Genomic DNA, 18,740 nt, shown 5'->3' on the forward strand with positions numbered 1-18,740 from the left:
ATATATAAAAACAGGAGGGATAAAGCTATCAAAACCCCTCTTTTAGGAGGTAAGTTATCAACAATTTATTAAAATCAACAGCCACTTGGCAAATAGCCAGCAAAGTGTTAAAAACAATGCATAAAAAATGCCCCATTAAGGGGCATTTTCTACAAACAAACAAACTAAAAATTCAAATATAAACTACTAAATTATATTTCTATCTTAACCTGTGCTATACAGGTATCAGCCTGAACGTGCGCTGCATTGGCACGTCCGCTTGGGTCGGTATTTTCCTGCCACTTTGGTATCCATTTACGTACCGTCTGGGCTGCACTTACCTGTGGGAAATGCTTATGGAAAATGGTCCTGTAAAAATAGGCCTCCTTAGTTGCAGGAGTGTTGTACGGAAAACGTTCCTCTGCCGCTTCAAGCTCCGCATCGGTTACCTGCTCGGAACAGTATTCAATCAGCGTATCAATCCAACTATAGCCCACTCCATCACTGAATTGCTCTTTCTGTCTCCACAATACCTCGTTTGGCAAATAAGGCGTCTTAGGTGTATCAAATGCTTTTCTGAGAATATATTTCTCTACGCCATCGTAAGTCTTAGGCTGTTTTTCTTCGGGTTTAATTTTTATCGCTAATTCAAGGAATGCCTTATCTAAGAAAGGAACACGAGCCTCTAGGCCATATGCCATAGTCGACTTATCCGCCCTCAGCAAATCAGCTGTAAACAGCTTCTGTACCCTTTCAATGGTTTCCTTCTGGAAATCGGCAGCTGATGGCGCATTTCTGAAATAAAGGTAACCTCCAAAAATCTCATCCGCTCCTTCTCCCGAAAGCACAACCTTAATTCCTTTATCGGTTATTGCCTTACTTAAAAAATACATGGGTGTACTCGCCCTGATTGAAGTCACATCGTATGTTTCAAGATGCCATATCAGCTTATCGAGTATTTCAATACCCTGCTCTATAGTAAAATGCACCTCGTGGTGTTCTGTACCTAAAAACTCAGCCACAAGACGTGCAGCAACAGCATCGGGAGCATCAGAACTAAGTCCGATTGAAAACGAATGCAGCTTTTGTCCCGAATCTTTCATTAAACGTGCAGCTATAGAAGATGTTAGCGACGAATCCAGTCCTCCGGATAATAATACCCCAATTGGCACATCGCTCATCAACCTTTTCTCTACGGCCTGAGTCAGTGTTTTCCTTATAGCAAAATAATCAACCTCATCAGTAGCCTTTGCAGCATCTTCCCATTCCGGCCTATAATATTTTACAAATCCGGTTTTGGCAGTATAATAATGTCCCGGCGGGAAAGTTGAAAAGTTTTTACACTGGTCCGCAATAGCTTTCATTTCGGAAGAAAAATACATTCTTCCCCTTTCATCAAGACCATAATACAGTGGCTTTACACCAAGTGGATCACGCCCCGCTATATAATCGTCTCCATTAATAACAACGAAAGCAAAAATGCCATCAAGCATATCGCAAAATTCATAACCATATTCCTCGTAGAGGTGTACTATGACTTCCGAATCTGAGGTAGTCCTGAATTCATGATGGCTTAATACAGTATCGCGCAGCTTCTGATGGTTATATATCTCACCATTGTGCACCATCCAGGCTTTTGATGTTCCCTGTATAGGTTGCTTACCTGTAGCAAGATCGATAATGGATAAACGCTCATGACTTAGTACATGGCCATTTTCTGTTACATGAAGATCACTCTCATCCGGACCGCGATGCGACATTCTCTTTGAAAGCTGTTTCACTAATTGCTCGTCTTTTCCTTTACCGATAATTGCTAAAATTCCACACATAAGCTCTACTGTTTTATAATTTTTACTGAAAGCCCTGTTTTAGTTCTTACCAGCAAGACAAAATTGAACTTTTAGTTTAAATTATAAAACACAAAACACAATACAACTTACATATTTAAACTTAAAACATATTTAATACATAAATATATTAGCAAGTAAAGAGTTTTGTTCAGAAAGAAGTTACAAATCATAAAAAAACCGATGCTTTGACATCGGTTTTTTTACTATTGAATTTCTTCTATCAAATATTTTGTTCCGCTTATCTCAAATTCAAATCCTTTTTCCATCCCTATAAGTTTTGCACCTAATGGAGATTGAGGAGATAACGCAATTATATTAACACCCTCAATAGTAATCTTTGGTAATGCCGCACTAACAAAGAGATACATTGCATTAGCTTTTACAAGACTGCCAACTGCTACTTTCGTAGTTTTGGCATCAGGATTTATCTTATCCAGTATTCCTTTCTGAGCAATGAATTCACCCAGCTTGTGATTAAGCTTTTCCTGTTCCAGATGCATCATAGATAAAGCTGTTTCATGCTTATCCCCCGCCGAACCTTTTGCATCATTAGCGGCATCAGAAGTAAGTTCGGCTATCATATCACGAAAAGCATCAATACGGTCTTCCGTTTGTTGTTTATAGTAGTTAAGTACTTTATGTTTAAGAGTTGTCAATTTGATTAAGGATTAAATGAATGAAAGATTTAAAAATTGAGAACACCCAATCTTTAAATCTTTCAATTTTAAGTTTTTATATGATTTTTAGAAGTCAAATTTATAAGATGCCCCTCCAAGAACCTGGAATCCCTGTACCGGATAGTTTACCCATCTTTGGTAATCCTGATTAGCAATGTTATTAAGCTTTATAAAACCTGTAAGGCGTTCACTGTATTTGTACCCCACATGCGCGTTAAGGTCAAAATAGCTTTTCAGTGTTACCACTTCTGTATCATAATCCATTCCCGTATCAGCGAAAGTATTGCCCGGCAATACAAGATCTTTCCTGTCTCCTACAAAAAACAGATTAAGCCCTGCATACCATTTCGCTGTGATATCAACATCAAGGGTTGAACCCACTTTAATTTGTGGAAGGTTCCAGGCTTCAGCCTGTGTATCCATAGAGTAGCTACTAAACGTACCATTAATTCCAAAGTTTACACTTTTAGAGAAATCAGCTTTAAGCTCTCCAAAAAAGCTAATCGTTTGTACCTGGTCATATACTACACTGAATGAGTTCCCGTATTGAAATCCCTGAAGATCAGCTCCCGGACCCGGAAGCACACCCGGGTTGAAATTTAAAAACAATGATTTATCATCTTCATTCATATAAGAACCACGTATGTTATATGAAACCGCATTCGCCAGCTTACCTTTCAATCCAACATAGATATCATATTGCTGGTTTGTTGGCGTAACTATCTGCATTGGTGAGATAAACGGATTCAGGCTCACAAAATCGGCATAAGAATTTTGTTTAAGAGCTCCTTCAGCACCGGCATATGCTACCATAAGATCTCCTACAACTTTATATGATACTTTTGCCTGCGGATAGATATAGAACTTATTTTCTTTATCATCGGCAATCTTACCCATACTATAGAATATTCCGGCACCCAACTGAGCTGAAAAATCATCTTTTTGATATATGATACTTGGCTGTATACCTAAATTAAAATGTGAGTAATCAATTGGGAATTCCGTATCATCAGCAAGCGTACCTCCTACATAGTCGGCAACGAAATCAACTTTAATCTTTTCATCCATCACATCAATATCGAGTGAAGGCTTAACAAAGAAACGATTCTCAGCCGATCCATATGCATCCCAAAAACGCTTGTATTGCATTGATGCATCCCTGAAGAAACTATCTTCAGCAGCTATCCTTCCACCTATATAAAACGAATTATAGGTTTGCTTTGGGTCAATCCCGTTGATATTTAAATCCAAATCATTAAAATTGACATAGTCAGTAGGCAATCCATACCAGTTATACACCTGGTTCTGAAAACCTAAGTCGGTATTCCAGCTAAAATCCTTCTGACGGTTACCATACGTCAGATCCAGTGATGTATTATAATATTTATCATCAACCTTTACCTCTTCTATACCGCCCTGTGAAGACAAATGGCGAAGCATCCCTCCCACATACTCATTACGATTTAGATTTTCAGTAACAAAAAGTTCAGCGTTAATAGTTCCGTAATTACCTACACCTAATGTAGCATAGTTACTGTAGAGTTTCTCTTTCTGAGGCCTGTCTACACCTGCCGCCTTACCTTTAGATGGCGTGAACGTAGAAGCTACCGGAAATGAAAATATATTATACTCAATAGTTTCTTTTTGAGTATTATCCTCATCTTCAATTATAGGTGTTTCCTTTACTTTAAAAGCATCTGATATGGTTGGTGTATATGGCTTAACCACATTCACCACCTCTGTACCTATATTTTCGTCTTTCTTTTGTGCGTATGCCCCGGTTACCGAGACAAATGCTGCTATTATGGCTATATATTGAAATCTGATCTTCATGGCTATAAATTAATTTTGGATAGATGAATTACGTTTAGCTTCTTCGGCTTTAATGACATCAAGTTCTTTTTGCGCTTCTGCCACCACATCGGCATAGGAAGCAAAATTCTTGATAACGCTTTCCAGTATGTATGTTGCCTGGAAGCTATCCTTAAGTCCGTAGAAGTTTTTAGCCATTACAACAAGGCCTTTGGCACCAAAATATTTGTAGCCTGAATAATCTTTAGAAAGCTTTTGCACGGCAGTGTTTGAAGCTTCATATTTTCCGTCTTTGTTTTTAAAGTAAGAATCGTAGTATAATGCTTCGGCAGCAAGCTCTCCTTTAGCTATTGTTTGCAGCTTAGCATAAGCTTCTCTTGCTTTCGGCTCGTTATTAGTTTTTATAGCCGAACGTGCCACTATGATCTGAGCATCGCTCTTAACCCGGTCTTCAGTTTTGTTATTAGCCAATACTTTATCGGCATATACAACTGCATTAGCATAATCCTGCTGATCATAACAACACTTCATCAGATTAGACTGGGCAAAGGTTACGTTCTGAGGAAAATCTGCCTCCGTTTCAAGTCGCTTAAGTACAGGAACCGCTTTAGCACAATCATTCTTCTTCAGATGAATCTGCGACAACCTTGCCAGTGCCTGTTCTGTAAATTCGCTTCTTGACTTAGAGATTACAAATTCATAGTGCGGAATTGAATTCGTTTCAAGACCATCAGCATAATAGGATTGTGCCAAATAGAAGTTAGCTTTAAGGGCAGAAATTCCGTTAGGGAACTTAGCGACATAGCTACTCAGGGTAGAGATCGCTTGTTTAGTATTATTTTGCAAATATTGTTTCTCAGCCGCTTCAAAAGCAGTATTATCCAAATCGGCATCACTCACATCAACAAAGCCAAGCGTTTTAACCCAGGCAGCATATTCGTCAGTACGGCCATTGTCTACATAAATGTTACGCGCTGTTGATACCGCCTCCATAGCCTCAGGCGTATTTGGAAACTCGGCAACTACTTTTTTGAATTTAACCAATGCCTGTTCATCTTTCTCTGCATTATAATAAATAAGCGCCTGACGCATAATCGCTTTCGCAGTATAAGAGCTACCTTTGTATTCGTTTATAAGCCTGTCATAAGCTGCAATTGCTTTTTCGGTCTGTTTTTCTGTAACATAAGTATTTCCTATTTCATACAATGCATCATCTGCATATTTTGATTTAGGGTATGTCGACACGAATTTAGTCAGGTCTTCAATTTTCTTCTCATTCCTTGCTACGAATCCATAACTTATTCCCTTCTGGAAGAAAGCATAATCAGCATCAATACCCTTCATCTCGATGGCTTTGTTATAAGCCTCCATTGCCGGCCAGTATTTAGCCGTTACGAAGTTACTGTCACCTAAACGCAGATACGCATCATTAAGTCTTACAGCATCACCTTTGGCTGCAGCAGAAGAAACATACTCCTGAAAATACTTAGCAGCATTCTCATACTCTTTCAGTTTGAAATAGGTATAAGCAAGGTTGTAACTATAGTTTTTATACTCCGGCGTATTTTTAGCCTTGACACTTCCACCAAATTGCTTGTAGCTTATCAATGCTTCATTAAAACCATCAAGAACATACTCTGTTTCAGCTTTCCAGTAGGTTGCACGGGCAGTAATCTTAGCGTCACGCGGCTCGGCTATCGATTTTTTAAACATTGCCATTGCCTCCTGGTAATTACCATCAGTAAACAGCTCAAGTCCACGATAGAAAGTCACTTTCTGATAAGCGGGCTTGTTAACTGCCGATTTATCCTTTTCAAGTAAAGCAAGTGCCTCCTTGTAGTTTTTAGACGTAATATACGAGTTGATAAGCAGCGTCTGCACCTCCTGTTTAAATGGTGTGGCCGGATATTTTTGCAGGAATGAGCCCAATACTTCAGGTACGCTCTGGTAAGGGTTACCAATCTCATAGCTTAACTTAGCATAATTAAGATATGCATCCTCCTGAATCTTCACGTCATACTCCATTTCAGAAGCATTTTTAAAAGCATTCAGAGCCTGTTGTTTCTTTCCTGTTTTCAGGTAGCTCTCTCCTAAGTGATAATATGCATTTTGGGCCACAAAGTCATTACCTTCAATTATCTTATTGAACTGGGTAATGGCATTTTCATAATCACCTTGTTTATAATAAGCATATCCTAACTGGTAGAAATCGGTATTATTCCACTTGCCTTTTTTGCCGTGGTATTCTTTAAGGTAAGGTATCGCCTTGTCATATTTACCAAGGTTAAAATAACTCTCCCCTATTATCTTGTTAAGTTCAGACTTTTCATTGGCATCCGACTTTGGTAACTGTGGCACACCTAAATCAATCGCTTTTTGGAAGTTACCCAGCTTAAAGTTCATATCCGCCTGGAAATAGGACATCTTTTCTTTGTACTTGTCCTTATCCTCTACCTGCTCAAAAAGCTGATTCGCTTTTTTGTAGTCATCACTTTCGTATGACATAAAACCAAGGTAATACTTAGCCTGAGAACCGTATTCTTTAGAGTTAATAACCTTATTCAGGTATTTATCAGCCTGTTTCTTATCTCCGGCACTAAAATAACTGTAACCTTTTTGGAAGTTATACCTGTCCCTGTCCGTAACACTCATGTTGCTTTCATCCACCTTGTCATACCATTCCAGTGCCTGAGGGTATTTACCCTGGCTGAAATAGTAACCGGCAACCTCAACGTAAGCCTGATTTTGCTTTGTGCTTGTTGGATAATCTTCTACAAAGTTTTCCATTAGCTCATCGGCATTCATCTGATCAAGCCTGATAGCGCAATTAGCAATATAATAAGCACAGTCGGCTTGTACCTCCATTTCCCTGTTCTCAGTTTTTGTTTTTTCGAAAAGAATCTGAGCCGCCTGATACTGCTTGTCATTATAAAGTGTTACAGCCCTGTCAAAATCCCTGAGTTCGTTAGTATAAATTGATGATTGCTGTGCCGAAAGGCTTAAACCCCAAAAGGGTAAAGTATATAGGAATAGCCTGTTTGGTTTATGCATGTGTGTTATGTTTTTTAGGTAAGCCAAATATATCAATTCTTATTTATTTTAACGGATGATATTTTAGTTTTAGTATACAGTCATACTCCTTAAAAAAGACCTCAACAGCATTAAACCTGCTTATTATGAGTATGAATAGCCTGTAATTTTAACCCAACTTTAACCCTTTTTGGCCTCACCCCTAACCCCTCTCCAAGAGAGAGGGAAACTCATTCCGTAAAAGTCAGTGAAAAACTGTATCCACTATCTTTCCTTCTGAAATAAAATTTTGAATAGCCACGTTATCTTATTACTTTTACCAAAACAAACATCAATAACTATGTCTCAGCCCGTATTGTCTTTACAGGACGTTACCATTTACCAAGATAACAATGCCGTTTTAACAGATATAAACCTTGAAGTAAACCATGGCGAATTTCTGTATATAATAGGCAAAACAGGATCAGGAAAAAGTAGCCTTATGAAAACGCTATATGCCGATCTTAAGCTAAAAGATGGTGAAGGATCTTTTGTAGATTATGATTTGAAGACACTTCGCGAAAGGGATATTCCTTACCTGAGAAGGAAGATTGGTGTGGTTTTTCAGGATTTTAAACTGCTACCGGATAGAACTGTTTATGAAAACCTTTTATTCGTGCTGAAAGCAACAGGCTGGAGCGAAAAACAGGAAATGGATGTAAAAATCAACGAGGTTCTTGATAAAGTAGGATTAAAAGCTGCAGCTCACAAAATGCCGCACCAAATATCAGGAGGTGAACAGCAAAGGATCGCTGTAGCACGTGCGCTCTTAAATGACCCTGAAGTTATTCTTGCCGATGAGCCTACCGGAAATCTTGACCCTCAAACCAGTGTGGAAGTAATGCAACTGCTTCGTGAGATCAACCAGAATGGTAAAACTATCATTATGGCTACGCATGATTATGCACTATTGATGAAGTTTCCAAGCAAAACCCTTAAATGCGAAGGCGGAACTTTATTTGAAGTGGTACAAAGGACGGTTTAATTTAGATATATAAAAAGGCACCCAAATAGTGTCTAAACTTTTGGGTGCACTCTACAATGGGAGCCTTTTATTTTTTAATATAAAGAAACTATTCTTTAATCAGTTTTTTCATTTCCATTTCACCATCTTCGGTTGTAACCGTTATAACATAAAGGCCTTTACTATAGCTACTGATATTAAGCTCGTAAGAGTTTGCTTTTATATCTCTCTGAAATAAAGTCAGTCCATTCGTCGATGTAACGCTTATGTTTTGAATAACCTTACCTGAAGTTACTGTTACATTCTCTGTAGCAGGGTTAGGATACAAGGCAAATAGATAGTTATCAGGCTCCATATCTGTTGAAGATACCTCAAAACTCTCTTCTTCTCCGGAAGAAGATCTTAGACCAACAAATTCATTAGAACAGCCTTCAATATACGCTCTGAATACTGAACCATTAGCACTTGAAAAACCATGCTTTAAAACAACATCATAATCTGCATGATAAATACCAATGGCTCCATTGTTTATTTTATTTGAAGCTGTGATGGTATTTGATGCCTGGCGATTATCCTGAGCAGGTGCGAGAACATCAAACACAGTAGATGTTAGTATCAAATCTGAAGGACAGGTTTCCTGCCAATGTACCCATTGGGGCAAACCAAAATTATTTGTAGCACTTAAGCCAATATTAACAGAGTCCAGCTGAAAATCAGGAGAACTATAATTATCGGGTGTATTTATTACTGACATTGTGTTACCTCCAAATTTTGTCATATATATTTTTCCATTTCTAGCGCGTTGCAAGGCACCTGTCATATTAGGCCCACTAATTGATTGTATAGAATAATAATTTGAATTTATATTCATAGCCAACAATTCGCAAGTCGAAGTCTGGTTTGGAAAGGGACTTGTGAAATAAATATTTTGACTATTGGGAGAGAATTCCAGTCCATAAACACGTCTATTATCTATCTTTTGTAAAGGATTTAAAGAAACTTCTCCTGTTGAATTATTAAAAGTACCTGTAACTAAAGCTCCATAAGCATATGTATCAGTATCACTTGAGCGAACCTTGCTTTCATAACCTATAACTATACGTTGATTATTAGGACTTATTTTCACATTACCAATTCCAGGTGAACCGAAACCATTTCCTCTATCAACTAAATCAACGGGTGCAACGGTATAGCTATCAGGCATTGCTCCAACACCGATACCGAATTCGGAAACTTTATAAGAATATACATATCCCTCTATTTGCGTTACTACCCAATAATCTTTTCCATTTTTATGAGTTGTTGAAGTCAGTTTCTCAGATTTATTTCCGTAAGTATTATCGATATACACACCATTATGGTTTTTCATTTTGTTATTTAACGAAACAACCTGTCCTAGTCCATTAGTCATATCTACTATGGAATAATAAAGCCCTTTTTCATTACCAGAATCTCCGTCAATAGTGAATATATAATATTTTTTTTCATAACCCGGCATAGGAACAATAATTGCTCCTTGAGAATTTGATGAATACCCATTTAATGTATTGATACCATTTGGCATTTTTTGGTGATTTTTATTCCAAACCGACATTCCGTCTGTATAAAACAATAAATTCCCGTTTTCATCTGACACAGAGGCTCCCCCTTCATTTATATTCATCGCACTACCAGTGAGATATGAAGGAGATGTTGTTGAAAAATTTACCCAAGCATTTGCACCAAAAAGCCAATTAGCATTTTGCAAATCCTGCCCAAAGCCACTAAAGCCTATGAGCAGAAACACCATATATAAATATACGTTTTTCATAATTTTTAAAATTTAGATTAAACATATAATTATTGTTTAGCGGCTAAAGCTTTTACTGCGGCTTTTAGTTCATCAATTTCTTTTTGCTGCTGCTCTAATTGTGATTTCTGAGCTTCGATCTGTTTGTTTTGCTGGATAGCATACAATGTAAGCTCCTCTATTTTTTCCTGTTGTATGTTAGCCATCTGCCCAAGTTCTATACCATTTTCTTTCACTTCTTTTGCAGATGGAACATTTGGCAGATGGCCATTATCTGCAATATATTTTTCAACATCCTTCAGCGCAGGTAGTTTGTAACTATCAGCAAAAACATAATCTGCCCAACCGTTCGCAAGATGAACCCTTACTTCTTCTGTAAGAATACCTCCCTTTACAAATAGTTTATATGTTCCAACAGGTATAGTCCCAGCATTCGCAGGAAAACTATTCATTCCTCCTATGCCCACTTTACCAGTAGAAAAATCTCCGTAAATAAGTGGGGCAGCTGTAGATGAATTAGCCAGATAAAGTTTATTACTACCTAATTCATCCTTTCCTGCTTCATAGCCTATAAATATATTTCCAGACCCAACATTACTAAACCCAGCACGGTCTCCTAGCATAACGTTCATACTACCGGTAGTATTAGTAAATCCAGAATTTAAGCCCATATATATGTTTCCTGCTCCTTGTACGTTAGAATATCCGGCATTTCTACCTACAAATGTATTCTCTGCACCTGTGTCATTCATATACCCCGAGTGAGAGCCTAAAAAAACATTCATATTTCCTGTTGTATTATTTCTACCGCTGCTGTAGCCATAAAATGTATTATAATCTGATGAATTTTTATATCCTGAATAAAAACCTACAAATGTATTGGCGCCATTGGAAGTATTTAAATAACCCGCATTATAGCCTACAAAGACATTATTATTTCCACCTGTATTAGAGTATCCTGAATTTACGCCAAAAAAAACATTATTTAATCCTGTATTATTGTAACCCGACTGATAACCATAAAAACTATTATAGCTACCTGTACTTAAATATCCCGATCTGTACCCTGAAAAAGTATTCTGATATCCATTAATATTAGTATAGCCTGATTGATAACCATAAAAACTATTTGAATTTGTTTTACAATTATATCCCGCCTGATACCCTGTAAACGTACAGTTGCTGCTACTAATATTACTAAAACCAGCTTGGTATCCTAAAAACACATTATATTCTCCATTTGTATTACTATATCCTGACTGTGCTCCTAAGAACATGTTTTTGTCAGCATTGTAGTTATTAAGACCAGACTGGAAACCTAAAAAAGTATTATTAGAACCGTTATAATTCGCTTTACCAGCCTGAAATCCAACAAACGAATTATTTGATGGAATCCCAATCACTGCGCCTGCAGGATTGGGAGTTTCAGAACTAGACATACCTGCCTGATATCCAACATGAACATTAGGACCTTCCATTTGACCTGTTTCCAAACCAACAGTAGTTTTAAAATTTGTTGTAGTGCCAGTTGGTGTTTGTGCATTGATTTGGGAGACAGCAAATAACAGCATCCCGGAAATAAAAAATTTTGCTTTCATAATTAATTAATTGATTTAAAATTGAAATAAAAATAGAAATCTATTTAACATTTTTTAACAATTAATTAATAATATTTTGTTAAAGTTTAAGTCAGAAAATAAATACAAATAATTAGATTCTTACTAATCATCTACAAACTAATTAACACATCTAACAAATGAATAAAATGAGTTTAATTACTTTCAATATCATTACCTTTGTATAAACCTTTTTTATGCTTTCTATTCTCATCCCAACATACAATTACAATGTTAATGCGCTTGTAAAGGATTTGCATGATATGGCTGTACTTGAAAACATAGCCTTTGAGATAATTGTTCTGGATGATGCCTCTGCAAATGTTTTTTCTTCTGAAACCACATTAGAAAATGTAACCTACCTCAGGAATGAGAAAAACCTCGGGCGCACTCTTACCCGAAAAAAACTTGCAGAGACAGCCGTATATGAAAACATCTTATTTCTGGATGCCGATGTAATACCTGTAAGTAATGATTTTATCGCTAAGCACGTTTTAGAAATGAAAAAAGATTTTCAGGTTGTTCTGGGAGGGTATGCCTACGAAAAAACTAAACCTGAAAGAAAAAACATCTTACGCTACAAATATGGGAAAGAAAGGGAAGAAAGGTCTGCTTCCATTCGCAATCTTAATCCTTATGGTTTTATATTTTCCGGAAACATACTTATTAAAAAACGTATTTTCCTGGAAAACAACTATTCCGACGCTCTAAATTTGTATGGCATGGATATATTCTTTGCCTATAAATTGTACACCAACAATGTAAAGGTTAATCATATTGATAACCCTATCTACCACTTAGGGCTTGAAGCCAATGAAGTTTTCTTTAAAAAGTGTCTTGAATCTGTTATAAGCAGAAAACAATTTCTTGAGAATGAAGAGGGAATAGAAAAGGTTAATGGTTTACTGAGGCATTACAAAAAACTAAAAAAATACAGGCTAACAGGTTTAGTGAGCATAGGCTTTAAAATAACAGGACCTTTTCTGAAAAAAATGATCTTTAAAAAAGACCCTAGTCTTTTTTGCCTTGATATCTACCGGCTTGGTTATATTTGTGCTATCAAATAATCGCTATGCCATTTTTCTCTGTAGTCATACCTCTTTACAACAAGCAAAATTATATCACTGCTACACTGCAAAGTGTACTATCGCAAACTTTTACCGATTTTGAAGTTGTAATAATCAATGATGTTTCTACTGATGAAAGCCTTAAAGTTGCAACAACTGTTAAGGACAGCAGAATCCGTATTATAAACCATGAAAAGAATAGTGGCCTTTCTGCCTCACGTAATACCGGCATTAAAAATGCACATGCCGAATATGTTGCCTTTCTTGATGCCGACGATATATGGAAACCCGATTTTTTAAAAGAAATACACAATCTGATAGTAAATTATCCTGAAGCAGATTTATTTGCTACAAAATATGAAGAAATCTACCCTTCTAATATTGCCGTTATTCCATCCTTTTCAATCGGGTCCGGCATAATAGATAATTTTTTTCTTCGCAATTTAAATAAGACTATTTATTGCCCTTCAGGTTTATGCGTCAAAAAAAGTACTTTTGACACAATAGGCTTATATGATGAAAAAATTAGCATGGGGGAAGATGTAGATTTCAACATCAGAGCCCATCTGAAGTATCGTATGGCATATTGCAATAAACCATTGATAGAATATACCATGTATTCAGAAAATCAAATCATGCACTCATCCCTTTCCGGAAAAACCATAGTAGATCATGATTATTACGAAAAAGCTAATCCCGGAAACAAAGAACTAAAACAATACCTCGATTTCCATAGATATACTATGGCCAAAAGGTATAAACTTGCCGGCGACATGGCCAACTATAAAAAAATGGTTAAAGCCATTCATCTGGATAATCTTAATTACAAGCAACAGATTTTATTATATGCACCTGTATTTGCTCTCAAACTAATAAAAATGATAAAATCGAAATTAATAAAGAAAGGTATAAATCCTACTACTTATTAGATTTCACATAAGATAAAAATTCACGGTAATTCCTTATATAGTCATCTTCATCATAAACGCCGGATGCAATTACCATACATACTGCTCCTGATGAAAAATTATTTAATTCTCTCCAGATATTATTATTAATAAGGAGTCCCTTATCCGGCTTATTTAAAGTTATAGTAGTTTCTTCCTTGCCGTCTTTAAGAGTTACATCAAAACTACCCGACAATGGGACTAATAACTGCTGCAGATTTTTATGGGCGTGACCACCCCTTTTTGCAGAACTTGGCACATCATATAAATAATACACTCGTTTGATATCAAAAGGTATAACATCTTTTTCTATAACGCCAATATTACCTTGTGCATTTACTATTTTAGGTATCTCAACCAGTTGTATTTCCATGGAGTTTATTTCTCTTCAATTTTAAGGAATTCAAGCCAATTATGTCCTATACTTTCAATAGAAAATTTATAAATACTGGCTAATGCATTTTTTCTACATGAAATGTACAATTCTTCATCTTCCACCATAGTATTCATCCCTTTACGTAATTCATCAAAATCCTGATTTTTGATTAAAAGCCCATTAACTCTATGCTGTATAATTTCGGAAGGTCCAGTCACACAATCAAAAGAAATTACCGGTGTACCACAGGCAAGTGATTCAATAAGCACCATAGGCAATCCTTCATTCCTACTACTTAGTATAAAAAAAAGCGCGTGCTTCATAAACACAAAAGGATTTGACTTAAATCCGGGAAAAATAATCATATCATCCAGCTTCATTTCATTTACCTGCTCAACATAACTACTTTTTAATTTCCCTTCACCTAAAATAACCAGTTTTATTCCTTTAGCCGGCAGATCAGAAAGAGCATAAGTATTTATAAGCTTATCAAATTGTTTAGTAGGGTTAATCATGCCTCCTGCAGCCAGAACATACTTATATTCAGGTGCGCTATCATCATCCATCTTTAATCTTATCCGATCAATTATTACCGGATTATAAATACATTCCAGATTATCCGATAATCCAAGACCAGCCACTTTTTGCTTGATCTTGTCAGATACCGTTACTATACCATAAGCCTTTCTAAAAAGCAGTTTCGCAAAGATATTGTTTTCAGGGATGTAATATTTTAAAATTGAACTATGAACTGTGAATATAATCTTCTTGTTATCATAAATCAGTTCATTAGTAATCAATTCCTGAAGATAATGATTCTTAAATCTGAAGTCAATCACATAATCAAAATCATGTTTTGCTAAATAATTTTTAAGCCTTAAAAGACGGTCTATTTTATTAATTACACCTCTCTTTTTATATAAACCCAGATTCAGCAACTCGCCGGAGTATGAATATGTAATTTTATCCTGAACAATAACAACATGAATTTCAATACCTTTAGAAAAGAAGTAATTTGAAAGATCGGCCATAACACGTTCTGCACCTCCAACTGATAATGAATCTCCTACAAGGCAGATTTTTTTTTTCGACATTTGCTGCATGAACTATATTTGTTACTTTCGTCAAATATAAATAATTCTTATGAAAATATTGCTTTTAGGGGAATACAGCAGGTTCCATAATTCCCTCAAAGAGGGATTAGTCAAATTGGGCCATGAAGTTACTTTAGTAAGCGACAATGACTTCAAAAATTATCCTGCCGATATTTTCCTTTATTCAACTATTTTCAAAGACAATTATATTCTGAATAAAATCCGTCAGGGTATTTTCAGTATTTCAAAACTGGACATTGCTCACCTGGAAATAGCATTCCGTTTTTATCGGAAACGAAAGCAATTTAAAGGTTTTGATGTTGTACAGCTTATAAACGAATATCCCCTGCCCAGCACATTGTATCTTGAAGCTAAGATTCTGAAATACATTTTCAAAAATAATAAAAAGACGTTTCTGTCATCCTCGGGAGATGATTATATCTGTGTAAACTATATGCTTGAAGGGAAGTTCAGGTATTCGGTACTAACTCCATGTGAGACCTACCCGGATGCCAGGCACTGTCAATACACTTTATTTTATGCAACAAAATCATTTAAAAAACTACATGACTTTGTCTTTCAGAATATTCAGGCCGTAATAGCCGGTGATATGGACTATTCAATACCTTTAGAGGGCCATCCTAAATTTGCAGGACTTATTCCCTATCCGATAAACACCGAAAAACTTCAGGTAATTGATGTGCCTTCACCCGTAACATCGAAAATTGTAATTTTTCATGGAATCAACAATGTAAACTACTACAAAAAAGGCAATTATCTTTTTGAAAAAGCACTGGAGGTCATTTCAGAAAAGTACAAAGACAGAGTAGAAATAATCACGACCCGATCTGTACCTTATAGCACATATGTAACATTATACAATAAGTGCCATATCCTGCTCGATCAGGCGTTTTCATACGATCAGGGATATAATGCACTCGAAGCCATGGCACAGGGTAAAGTAGTATTTACCGGTGCTGAAAAAGAATTCATGCAACATTATAACCTAACCGAAAGGGTAGCTATTAATGCATTGCCTGACGTAAATGCTCTTGTAAATGATCTATCCTATCTTATTGAAAACCCTGAGGAGATTATTGCCATAGGCAAACGGGCAAGAGCTTTTATTGAAAAGGAACACGAGCACATTAAGGTAGCTCAAAAGTATTTAGAGCAATGGAATTCATGATTTTTAAATCAATTCCTTCCTGAAGTATACCGCTAATACAATCCAATAGATAAAGTATGTAAATGCATGCCCCATCACGGCTCCTTTTGCTCCATACACTGCCATTAAAAAAATACTAGATGATAGTAAGATTACTGAAGAAACAACTTCTGTTATTACAAATGCTTTCGTAAGCTTTTTAGCAAAGAACTGATATCCTAATATTAATGAACCCACTTTAAAAAAATCACCCAGGAGTTGCCAGAAGAACAGTTCTGTCATGGGTAGAAATTCTTCCTTAAAAATAAAGAGCACAACAAATTCCCTTAAAAAATAGAGTACCGATAAACCGATAGCAAACAATGGCAGTATGCTTTTGTAGTAACTGCTAAAAACCTGTTTAGTTTCACTAATATCGGTAGCAACAGATAATTTCGGCAAGAAATAAACTGTTAGCATGGTATTGGCAAACATCATGTAAAAACCAGACAATCTGTTCATTGCCGACCACTGCCCTGCAGTTTCAAAACTAAAATTATCAATAAGTTTGTTGTTGATAGAGATAATAACTATCGGTAACAAAATTGCCGAAAACAAACTCATAAAACTATACGACAACAAACCTTTTAAAATTGTCCTATCAAAATATTTGAAGCTTAAAAAAGGAAATCCGTTAAAACGCTGCCATATAGTATAAAATGTAAAAATAAAATAAACCGCCTGAAACAGGATAAGTCCTAACAATGCGCCATCTGTCTGAAACTTCCACATCAAAAAGATAGAAAGTATTACGCCAATTATGTTACCACTGATATTTAGACGTATAACTTTCTTATAATCGCCAAAACCATTTAATATGGCTAGAAATATGAGGCTTCCTGCATACCAGGGTAAAGAGAAGGCCAACACCTTAAATACCCACGCATATTGATCCGAATTTCTAAAAATCCACTCGCTGCAATAACCCGAAAATACAAGTAAAAGAGCTGTAAAAAGCAAAACTATTCCAAAAATGCTCAGAAAAACAGTGGATAGTACCGAATAAAGTTTCTTTTCATCTTTTTCATTTTCGGCAACATATTTAATAATACCATTTTGCATTCCCAACGTGGCAAATGACTCTACTGGAGTCAAGAACTTACGCATATTCTCAACTACAGCAAGCCCGGCAGCACCCACATAGGCCGCAATTGCTTTTGCGACAAATAAACCTCCAAGAATGCGCACTACAACGCTAACTGCATTTAGCGATGAGACTTTTACAATGGGCTTTTTTAATATTTCAGAAAGATTTTTCAAATAATAGCTATTACATAAGAGCTGAATCCAGTAAACTGAAGTTAGCAGTTTCTACCTCATAAAAATCCTGAACAGTTGTACGCGCCCCAAATCCTTCTTTCCAGAACATTAGTCCGCTATTAAGTTTTCTCCCCTGCTCCTCATTCGATATACCAAAATCAAAAAAACGCTTTTCAGCAAAAACATCATTAATAAGGTGATCATATAAAAAGTCAAGAGCCCCGGAGTCGTTATACTCACTAATGCCCGAAATATACTGCATGTGCGCAACTGTATCGGTTACAAAAACAGTAGTTCCTGCCACAACCTCATCATTGTGATATACATTAAATTGTTTGATATTATGAGGAAACTTTTGCTGAAGCAGCTTTATTTCCTTTGCAGTATGAACCGGTTCAGCATCATGTTTCTTTTTTAGATTAGGAATAAGTACTTTATCCCAAAAACTTTCGAAATCAGTTTCTTCTTTAATACTATATCCGTTCTTCTTACCCTTATTAACCGTACGCTTCCTTAACTTGGAAAACGGCAACCTTTGTTGCATATCAATTACAGCAAGGCTATCCCTACGTATAAGACTGGCTTTTGCCAGAAAAAGGACATAACTTAATTCGTCAGAAGGATATTTATGATAGATAGAAGGCGTTAACTTAATAAGAAGCTTCTCAAAGCCGTTCTGGTTTAAAAACTCAAGTATAGTCTTAAATGACATGATTACCTCAGAAAGTTTGAGTTTTTCAGAAAAGACTAATCCTCCATAGGTCAATCCGCCATGAGAATAAACAGTATTATTTTTTTTATTAGCTGGGAGCACTGCAATAAGTTCATTTTCATCAAAGACAAGCAGCGAAAAATCTTCAAACCTATCGCAATGATATTCCATAAAATCTCGATGGAATAGAAATGTTCCATTCTTTGACTTAGAAATAAAGTCATACCATAGATTTAAATAAAACTTTTCATATACCGTGACCTTATATTCAGCCATATAGTTCCTAATTTACAAAACAAAGATAATTAATTGATTACTTTA

Annotated in this window: 14 protein-coding genes; 4 read left to right on the forward strand and 10 right to left on the reverse strand. The window is 36.1% G+C overall.

Annotated features, from left to right (window positions below; all coding sequences use genetic code 11):
* Nucleotides 1–191: 191 nt before the first annotated feature.
* From asnB to ACFSR3_RS04900, 4 genes are all read right to left on the reverse strand, one after another.
* Complete coding sequence (asnB, locus tag ACFSR3_RS04885) at nt 192–1,808, reverse strand: asparagine synthase B (RefSeq protein WP_379819965.1); 1,617 nt, start codon at nt 1,806–1,808, stop codon at nt 192–194.
* A 224-nt stretch (nt 1,809–2,032) separates the two neighbouring features.
* On the reverse strand, nt 2,033–2,485 hold the full coding sequence (locus ACFSR3_RS04890; RefSeq protein ID WP_379819966.1) for a hypothetical protein: 453 nt from the start codon (nt 2,483–2,485) through the stop codon (nt 2,033–2,035).
* Nucleotides 2,486–2,572: 87 nt separating this feature from the next.
* Nucleotides 2,573–4,339 (reverse strand): TonB-dependent receptor, encoded by a 1,767-nt coding sequence (locus ACFSR3_RS04895; protein ID WP_379819967.1) that lies wholly within the window; start codon nt 4,337–4,339, stop codon nt 2,573–2,575.
* A gap of 9 nt (nt 4,340–4,348) precedes the next feature.
* Nucleotides 4,349–7,369: a tetratricopeptide repeat protein gene (locus tag ACFSR3_RS04900; protein ID WP_379819968.1), complete on the reverse strand. Its 3,021-nt coding sequence runs from the start codon at nt 7,367–7,369 to the stop codon at nt 4,349–4,351.
* 319 nt (nt 7,370–7,688) lie between these two features.
* Between ACFSR3_RS04900 and ACFSR3_RS04905 the strand changes: the two genes are divergently transcribed.
* A complete protein-coding gene (locus ACFSR3_RS04905) occupies nt 7,689–8,372 on the forward strand; it encodes a cell division ATP-binding protein FtsE (protein ID WP_379819969.1) in 684 nt (227 codons plus the stop codon).
* Nucleotides 8,373–8,460: 88 nt separating this feature from the next.
* Here the strand turns inward: ACFSR3_RS04905 and ACFSR3_RS04910 are convergent, their stop codons facing one another.
* Entirely contained in the window at nt 8,461–10,161 is a 1,701-nt protein-coding gene (locus ACFSR3_RS04910; RefSeq protein WP_379819970.1) for a 3-coathanger stack domain-containing protein, read from the reverse strand.
* A gap of 29 nt (nt 10,162–10,190) precedes the next feature.
* A complete protein-coding gene (locus ACFSR3_RS04915) occupies nt 10,191–11,738 on the reverse strand; it encodes a hypothetical protein (protein ID WP_379819971.1) in 1,548 nt (515 codons plus the stop codon).
* A 215-nt stretch (nt 11,739–11,953) separates the two neighbouring features.
* Here ACFSR3_RS04915 and ACFSR3_RS04920 point away from each other — a divergent pair, with 215 nt between their 5' ends.
* Both ACFSR3_RS04920 and ACFSR3_RS04925 read left to right on the forward strand, forming a co-directional pair.
* A complete protein-coding gene (locus ACFSR3_RS04920; protein WP_379819972.1) occupies nt 11,954–12,823 on the forward strand; it encodes a glycosyltransferase family 2 protein in 870 nt (289 codons plus the stop codon).
* A gap of 5 nt (nt 12,824–12,828) precedes the next feature.
* Nucleotides 12,829–13,752 (forward strand): glycosyltransferase family 2 protein, encoded by a 924-nt coding sequence (locus tag ACFSR3_RS04925; RefSeq protein WP_379819973.1) that lies wholly within the window; start codon nt 12,829–12,831, stop codon nt 13,750–13,752.
* Here ACFSR3_RS04925 and ACFSR3_RS04930 read toward each other — a convergent pair.
* Together ACFSR3_RS04930 and ACFSR3_RS04935 are read right to left on the reverse strand one after the other, a co-directional pair.
* A complete protein-coding gene (locus ACFSR3_RS04930) occupies nt 13,742–14,143 on the reverse strand; it encodes a sugar 3,4-ketoisomerase (protein ID WP_379819974.1) in 402 nt (133 codons plus the stop codon). The two genes, ACFSR3_RS04925 and ACFSR3_RS04930, sit on opposite strands and share 11 nt — an antisense overlap.
* A 5-nt stretch (nt 14,144–14,148) precedes the next feature.
* Entirely contained in the window at nt 14,149–15,240 is a 1,092-nt protein-coding gene (locus ACFSR3_RS04935) for a glycosyltransferase (RefSeq protein ID WP_379819975.1), read from the reverse strand.
* A 49-nt stretch (nt 15,241–15,289) separates the two neighbouring features.
* Here ACFSR3_RS04935 and ACFSR3_RS04940 point away from each other — a divergent pair, with 49 nt between their 5' ends.
* Nucleotides 15,290–16,429 (forward strand): glycosyltransferase family protein, encoded by a 1,140-nt coding sequence (locus tag ACFSR3_RS04940; RefSeq protein WP_379819976.1) that lies wholly within the window; start codon nt 15,290–15,292, stop codon nt 16,427–16,429.
* A 3-nt stretch (nt 16,430–16,432) separates the two neighbouring features.
* On the opposite strand, the gene ACFSR3_RS04945 is transcribed toward ACFSR3_RS04940, so the two are convergent.
* A complete protein-coding gene (locus ACFSR3_RS04945; RefSeq protein ID WP_379819977.1) occupies nt 16,433–17,707 on the reverse strand; it encodes an O-antigen translocase in 1,275 nt (424 codons plus the stop codon).
* Nucleotides 17,708–17,717: 10 nt separating this feature from the next.
* Nucleotides 17,718–18,695 carry a GNAT family N-acetyltransferase gene (locus tag ACFSR3_RS04950; RefSeq protein ID WP_379819978.1) on the reverse strand — a complete coding sequence of 326 codons (978 nt, stop codon included), beginning with the start codon at nt 18,693–18,695 and terminating at the stop codon, nt 17,718–17,720.
* Between the last annotated feature and the right edge of the window lie 45 nt (nt 18,696–18,740).

Origin of the sequence: Flavobacterium suzhouense, assembly GCF_042684765.1 — a bacterium.
In the GTDB taxonomy this organism is placed as follows: domain Bacteria; phylum Bacteroidota; class Bacteroidia; order Flavobacteriales; family Flavobacteriaceae; genus Flavobacterium; species Flavobacterium suzhouense.